Annotated in this window: 5 protein-coding genes; 1 reads left to right on the top strand and 4 read right to left on the bottom strand. The window is 44.2% G+C overall.

Features of this window, described 5'->3' with window-relative positions:
• The coding region (locus ACCM36_RS03190) for a hypothetical protein (RefSeq protein ID WP_370572285.1) at nt 1-293 on the bottom strand (293 nt) is incomplete at its 3' end.
• 560 nt (nt 294-853) lie between these two features.
• On the opposite strand from ACCM36_RS03190, the gene ACCM36_RS03185 reads away from it, so the two are divergent.
• A complete protein-coding gene (locus ACCM36_RS03185; protein WP_370572284.1) occupies nt 854-1,648 on the top strand; it encodes an alpha/beta fold hydrolase in 795 nt (264 codons plus the stop codon).
• Nucleotides 1,649-1,749: 101 nt separating this feature from the next.
• Here ACCM36_RS03185 and ACCM36_RS03180 read toward each other — a convergent pair whose 3' ends face one another.
• From ACCM36_RS03180 to ACCM36_RS03170, 3 genes are all read right to left on the bottom strand, one after another.
• Nucleotides 1,750-2,148 (bottom strand): DUF1699 family protein, encoded by a 399-nt coding sequence (locus ACCM36_RS03180; protein WP_370572283.1) that lies wholly within the window; start codon nt 2,146-2,148, stop codon nt 1,750-1,752.
• A gap of 474 nt (nt 2,149-2,622) precedes the next feature.
• The gene (locus ACCM36_RS03175; protein WP_370572282.1) at nt 2,623-3,123 is read right to left on the bottom strand and encodes a chemotaxis protein CheW; all 501 of its coding nucleotides are present in this window, start codon (nt 3,121-3,123) and stop codon (nt 2,623-2,625) included.
• A 17-nt stretch (nt 3,124-3,140) separates the two neighbouring features.
• The coding region (locus ACCM36_RS03170; RefSeq protein ID WP_370572281.1) for a methyl-accepting chemotaxis protein at nt 3,141-5,688 on the bottom strand (2,548 nt) is incomplete at its 5' end.

The following is a 5,688-nucleotide window of genomic DNA, read 5'->3' as shown; positions in this document are numbered from 1 at the left end:
AGACCCTCTACATCTAGTTCACTATATGACTTTTCAGACCCTGGTGGACTGCAATCACCTCCAGTTAAAACGATTAAGTTAATTGATGGTCGGAAGAAGGTATAGACTCCGCCAAAAGATGAAGATGCTGATTTCTGCATATTCATGTTACTTACTCGCCTGCCAACTTGCACTTTGCTCTTGACTATTGAGAGGGTGGAAATTTTAAAAATATGCTTCAGTGCAGCTTCTTGAGACACGGCAAGACCTTGTGAGAGGTACACTGCACCAAATAGGGTTTCAAATACCTGCATTCACAGTTGTGTTGTCGAGTTCGAAAGTCATATCTACTGAAAAATAAGACTAAATTTGGAAGCAAGTTCAAAAAAGGTATGTGAAAAAGGTTTTATGTCCGGGTGTCTACTTCATCCACCAGACGATCTATTTCCTCAAGGTGATATTCTATTACTCCAAGAGAGCCTGTGATATATTCATAATCGACTATATTAGGACGGTTACCAGACATTTTAACCTTCTATGTGTATTCCAGAATGTTGAATGCGCCCGTGGCGAAGACATAGTTCCCGGGTTAAGGTGTACGTACCTCCCAAATCAATCTGGGGGCTATCAGGGACAGGGAAAATAGTTCTCACATTATGCTCTTTCCAAAGGTCTATATCAAGTGGGAATGCATTGCCAGAAGAATGTTTCTGATAGGAAAGCACGTATTTTCTGATGATGTCATATGTTCCTAGTTTGGTTGCATTTTTGTCAAATACAGCAAAATAAAGAATTTGTATTATTTTTGACTGTCAATGTTGGCTCATAAAGTAGATAATGCTGAAAATGCTAAATTCGTTATGGGGTTACACATATGGATAAGGTCGAAATAGGTGAATTAAGCATTGGATTCGAACGAAAGGGAGAAGGGTCACCCCTTATGCTGCTCCACGGTGGTCTTAGCGACAGCCGGATGTGGCGTAGGCAGCTTGATGAGCTGTCCGACGAATTCACAGTGGTGGCTTGGGATGCACCCGGGTGCGGTCGCTCAGCAGATCCACCGGAGACCTTCCGTTTGCCTGATTTTGCAGACTGCCTTGCTGCATTTATAGAGGAAATCGGTTTAGTAAAGCCTCATGTTCTCGGTCTATCATTCGGTGCCGGACTTGCACTTGAGTTCTACCATCAATATCCTGCCATCCCGAGGTCTCTCATACTGGCTTCGGCTTATGCCGGGTGGGCGGGATCACTTCCGCCGGATGTCGTAGAACAACGCTTGCTGCAGGGGCTTCAGCAATCCGAATTGCCGCCCGAGCAGGTCGTTAAGATGTGGATTCCAACACTCTTCGTTAAATCTGTATCGACCAAGGTAATTGAGGAGACAGCGACAATCATGTCCGAATTCCATCCAGCCGGGATGAGAACTATGCTGCTCGCCTTCGCTGAGGCTGATCTTCGCGATATGCTTCCAACCATTAAAGTACCTACACTGCTGCTGTACGGCGGAGCCGACCAGCGTTCTCCTCTGGACGTTGCAGAGAACCTGCACACCAAGATTCCAACATCAAGGCTTGCAATTGTACCTGGCGTCGGCCATGAGATCAGCCTCGAGGCACCAGAGATATTCAATGCCGAGGTGCGCAGCTTTCTTCGAATGGATCAGAAATAATTGGATACCTCAATTGATTAGAATTTTGAACATCAAGGAATCCTTTACAATAATAAAAATGGAGTAAAAGGGAAATGCGGTCACACACCAGCAGCGAGTAATTAGTTGTTCTTGACAAGGAATGAAACAAAATCCGGACCCAGTCGGGTCTCTCTTGTCAACTTTTCAATAATATCCTTTTCCTGCATCTTATCTGTACGCCATTGTTTCAGGCGGTCGAATACCTCTTGAGGGATCTCATAATACTCGTTGATGTCCTTACGATGTCCCCAAACATCGCCTTCTATCAGTTCTATACCTTGCATTTTAAGGTACATCTTTGTAGAGCGGGATACTGTTCTCATATAAGAGCTCGGAATGTGAAGTGCCTTAACCTCTGGACACCTTATTACAAGTGAGAAGATGTCTTGGTTTGAGGGTCTGAATGCAAGATGGACTATCTTTTCATTCGGGTTTAACGTGTTTATCTCGTCTCTGGAACTGACAACTCTTATTTTCATATCTCATGCCTCTTCAAAATACTGTTTTTAACACATGAAGGATTTGCCATCAGTATAACTTTGTATAATGTCAATTCTATTTAAAGTTTGTTAAATAGTACAGAGCTCATAATGATAACAATCATAAGAATCAATAGCAGCAAAGACATTAAATAGTCAATTGGAAATGATTACAATGCCTAATGAAACCATCAGGCAAACACAGAAAAATGCACAAATGCGTCAGCCCGTCAAATCCATCCTGACGGGCATCTCTCCTAATCATATCTTCAAATACCTGCTTATAGGCCCTGTAGAAATCCTCGATTTTCAAGGAACAAATAGAATTGAAACTTTACTCAAATATGTTTCTGGGTAACGTTAAAATATGGGCACTCCAGGCAAGTGAGATTGATTTTAATCTCTTTTCTACAGAGCCCTAAAATGGAAATATTAAAAAGAAAAGAACAGGGTCGTAATCCCTGTACTAAAAATTTATACTAACTGAGACAGTTCTTCAGTCTCATAGTCGGAGAGTACATTTCTCAGGTCCAGCAGGATGAGCAAACGATCATCAAGCTTTCCAACTCCCTGGATATAGTTGGAGGACACTCCAGATGCTATGATGTCTGGGGCAGGGTCTACACTGGTACTGGGAATACGCAGCACTTCACTGACTGAATCCACCATCATGCCTATTACCTGATTTTCCAGCTCCACAACGATAACTTTATAGTCATCGTTCTTTTCAGAAGATAAGATGTTGAACTTCTTCCCGAGACTGATCACAACTATGATCCTTCCCCTCAGATTTATGATACCTGCCACATATTCAGGAGCCTGGGGTATGGTGGTTATTGTAGGCATCTTTATGATCTCCTGCACTGCCATGATATCTACACCAAATTCCTCACCTCCCAGCTGGAAGATCACTAGCTGCAGCAGGTCACTGTCGGCATGTTGAACCTTTTGAGTTTTTTGCATGAGAGCGTTCATTAATGATCCCTCCATTTTCAGATATGTATAGATCGGGAGCTACCGGACCTACAAAATGTTTGGTTCTTTTGCGTGGGTCCACTTGATTTTCTTTGAGCCGCCTGGCCGGAAAGCTCTTCTCCCTTCCTTGAACCATCTTTAGCTTCTGAATTGATGTTATTGTCCAGGATGAACTTCTTCACCACAGATGTCATATTATCTGCCAGTGATGCAAGTTTTTCTGCAGATTTCGCAAGCTCCTGCATACCAGCGGTCTGCTCCTCCACTGCCGCTGATGCTTCCTGGGTGCCAGCTGCCGATTCTTCTGAAATCGTAGACACTTCTTCCATAGAGGCAGTGATCTCCTGGATAGATGCTGATTGTTCCTGTGCCGCTGCAGCGATGTCCTGGACCATCATAGCTATCTGGTTTCCTCCCTCCACAACTTTTGACATACTTTCGGTGGCTTCGTTCATAGCAGCAGTACCTTTTGAAACCTCTTCGGAGCTTCTGTCAATGGAAGTTACTGCATTTCTTGTGCCCTCCTGTATGTCGTGGATAAGGCCTGAGATTTGTTTGGCAGCGTTACCTGAATCTTCTGCCAGCTTCCTGACCTCATCGGCAACTACTGCAAAACCTCGTCCATGCTCGCCTGCCCTGGCTGCTTCTATAGCGGCGTTTAGGGCAAGCAGGTTTGTCTGGTCGGCAATGCTTGTTATCAGGCTCACTATTTCACTTATCTGGCTTGACTTCTTATCAAGCTGCTTAATCACATTTCCGGCTTCAGCTTCGGCTTTTTGTATGTCAGCCATTTTCACTATTAGTTCCCCGGCTGACTTGCTCATAACCTTGATCATTTCATTGGATTGAGCTGCAGTTTCTGCGGCTTTCTGTGAATTGGATGCAACCTCTTGAACTGTCTTGGTCATATCTATCATTGCCCTGGAAACATCAGAAGATTTTGCTGCCTGGTCCTGAGCACCTTTTGATATCTCACCCACGGTTTCAGCTATCTGATTTGATGCAGCAGTCATTTCTTCACTGGAAGCTGACATGGATTCTGCTGTGATAGCTACATTACTTGCACCCTCATTTACAAGTGAAACTATGGAATTCAGAGAACGCCTGCTTTCCTCTATACCTTCAGTGATGCATCTGAAATCACCAATACCTTCGACTTCCACTCCGCGTGACAGGTTGTTGTTAGAAATGGCATTCATTACTTCACTGGCATCACTTATCAGAGCTTGTATACTATCTCCAAACTGGTTTAAAGTATCAGCGAGTTTCTTGAAATCACCCTGCACGTCGATGTCCATCCTTGCAGACAGATCACCTTCTGCATAGGAATCAACTACTTTTGCGGCAACATTAAGAGGTTCTATAACTGCATCCAGTGTCTGGTTGACTCCTTCCACTACTTTGCGGAATTCACCTTTATGCTTTGAGGCATCGGCTCTTGTGGCCAGCTTGCCGTCCACTGCTGCATGTGACAGCATAAGCGAATCATCGACAAGCATCTGTATGTTCTCCATCATTCTGATGTATGATGGGAGCAGCTGGTCATTGGCCGAGAGCCTGCCTATCTTCTTATACTGTTCAAGTTCATGGAGGTCACCGGCTGCCACATTGATAAATGCATTCTGTACGTTGATTATCTTCTGTCTTATCTCATTGGTGGCTTTTGCAACGTCTGCATATATACCCTGGTAGTTGCCTTCAACTTTCTGCGTACAATCATTTACCGCCAGAGTTTGCATGATCCTATTGCTTTCCACAAGACCGCCCAAGCCATCGATACATGCATTGAGATTATTTTTGATCTCGTTGAAGTCACCTTTGTATTCATCTGTGATCTTCTGCGGGATCTCTCCCTTCGAAATACGGGCTACATAATCAGCGGCAACATTTAGTGGATCCACAAGTGCATCCATTGAATAGTTGACCGCATTGACAGCTTCTTCGAATTTACCCTTGAACCTGGTGACATCAACCCTGTGATCTAGTCTGCCTTCTTCAGTAGCCTTGCCCAATGCAAGGAATTCTTCCGTCAGGCCCAGGACGTTTTCCATCAATCTGATTGTGTTTGGCAGCAACTCATCGTTAGCAGATCTTTTACCTGCTTTCTTATAGCGCTCAAGGTCACTAAAATCACCTCTTGCCATGTACTCAAAAGTACGGGTGATGTTCGTGAGGCGAGCACGTACTTCATTCACAGCAGCTGCATTCTCTGCAAAAGCACCCTGATATTTGCTTTCTATACCGCATGTAAGATCGTTAGTGGCCATTTTCTTGAGCACTTCGTTGCTTTCCTGCAGAGGCCCTGAAACGGCATCAAGTGTTTGGTTCAAGGATGAGATGATTGCCTTATATTTTCCCTCATGTTTTGATTCATCTGCACGTACCTTTAGGTCGCCTGCGATTCCAGCCTGCGCTATTTTATTTGTATCCTCAAGGAGGCCATTGATCGCAGCTACACAGCTATTGAGGCTGTCCTTCATTTCTCCGTAAGATCCATTGTATTCTTTTGTAATAGCGGGTGGTATGTCCCCGTGGGAGATTTTGTTCATATATTTCATTGCTGCC

The organism is Methanomethylovorans sp. (assembly GCF_041305605.1).
Lineage (GTDB): Archaea > Halobacteriota > Methanosarcinia > Methanosarcinales > Methanosarcinaceae > Methanomethylovorans.
This window is presented reverse-complemented; position numbering and strand designations above follow the sequence as displayed.